Source organism: Caballeronia calidae (assembly GCF_900044055.2).
Lineage (GTDB): Bacteria > Pseudomonadota > Gammaproteobacteria > Burkholderiales > Burkholderiaceae > Caballeronia > Caballeronia calidae.
In genome coordinates this window covers 1-1,769 of record NZ_FCOX02000248.1, presented here as the reverse complement: position 1 = coordinate 1,769, position 1,769 = coordinate 1, and the positions used below count along the sequence as shown (strand labels likewise).

Annotated in this window: 1 protein-coding gene; it reads left to right on the top strand. The window is 61.3% G+C overall.

Annotated elements, in window-relative coordinates:
* Positions 1–87: 87 nt before the first annotated feature.
* Positions 88–1,769, top strand: a 1,682-nt coding sequence (locus AWB78_RS42390; RefSeq protein WP_062613253.1) for an IS1634 family transposase, incomplete at its 3' end; no start/stop codon positions are given.

Below are 1,769 nucleotides of genomic sequence, written 5' to 3'. Positions count from 1 at the left end.
CGGGGTGCCCAATAAAGTCTTGTGGTGGCACGTCACGACCGATGAATGTCACTGTTGATATACGTATGGGTGTGGTAACGTGGAGGCATGCACGTTAAGATCACCACCTCCGGCGGCCGTCGTTACGTCCAACTCGTTGAGTCCTATCGGGACGACGCTGGACGGGTGAAAAAGCGCACCGTGGCGACGTTGGGCCGGCTTGATCAGCTTGATGGCGGCCTTGATTCGGTGATCAATGGACTGCTCAAGGCGACAGGCCGCGACCTTCTGCCTGAGGCATCAGCGGCGCCGACTGTGAGCTTCGAGTCGGCACGCGCGTTCGGCGATGTCTGGACGCTGACCGAACTTTGGAAGTCGCTCGGCTTTAGCGAGTTGAGGCGTGTGTTCCGCCGCACGCGGCACACGATCGATGTGGAGACGCTGCTCCGGGTCATGGTCTTCAATCGGTTGTGCGATCCGGATTCGAAGCTCGGCGTTCTGCGCTGGCTGGAAACCGTGGCCTTGCCGGAGGTCAATGTCAAAACGATCACGCACCAGCACCTGCTGCGCAGCATGGACGCGCTGATTGATCAGCAGGAGGCGGTTGACCGGGTGGTCGCGGGCTTGCTGCGGCCGATGATCGACCAGGACCTGTCGGTGGTGTTCTACGACCTGACCACGATCCGCACCGAAGGACTGAGCGCCCAGGAAAACGATGTGCGCGAGTTCGGCATGGGCAAGGAAGGCCTGATCGCGCGGCAGTTCATGCTCGGCGTGGTGCAGACGGCCGAAGGCCTGCCGATCTATCACGAGGTATTTGACGGCAATACGGCAGAGACGAAAACGCTGTTGCCCACGCTCAAGACGGTGCTTGCGCGATTTCCGTCGGTCAAGCGGCTGGTGCTGGTGGCCGACCGGGGCTTGCTTAGCCTGGACAACCTCGAAGCACTCGATGAACTGCGCCGGGCCAGCGCTCGGGCGCTCGAATTCATTCTGGCAGTCCCGGGGCGACGCTATCAGGAGTTTGCCGAACTGCTCGATGAGTTTCACCGGACACAGTGCCAGTCGGCAACGACCGAGGTCATCGGCGAAATGAAGTGGAACGCATTGCGATTGATCGTGGCTCATGATCCGGAGCGCGCCGCACTGCAGACGCAGCGCCGCGACGACCAGATCAATGAGCTGATCAGGCTGGGCGAGCGATGGGTCGGCAAGCTCGATGAGCAGGACGAAGGCGTCAGGCGCCGGGGGCGAAAGCTCTCGGACAGTGGCGCAAAGGCACGCTTGTTCCATGCGGTCAGTGAGGCCCATCTGTCGAAGATCATCAAGGTCGATTTAAAGAGCGAGCTCTTCAGCTACGACATCGACGAGCGCGCGCGCAGTCTGGCCAACCTGATGGACGGCAAGCTGCTGCTCGTGACCAATACCAGGGATCTGGTCGCACAGGAGGTCGTGACCCGTTACAAGTCGCTTGCGGATATCGAGCGCGGCTTCAAGGTGCTCAAGTCCGAACTGGAGATCGGTCCGGTCTATCATCGTCTGCCCGAGCGCATCCGCGCCCACGCGGCGATCTGCTTCATGGCGCTGATTCTGTACCGGGTCATGCGCCAGCGCCTGAAGAGCGCCAACGCCAGTCTGTCGCCCGAACGGGCACTCGAACACTTACGCCGTATCCAGCATCACCAGATCCGGCTCAACGCTTCCGAACCCGTCACGGGTGTCTCGACCATCAGCGCCGAACAATCCGAGGTGCTCAATGCCCTGAACGTGAAAAAACCGGCCGCCCCGCA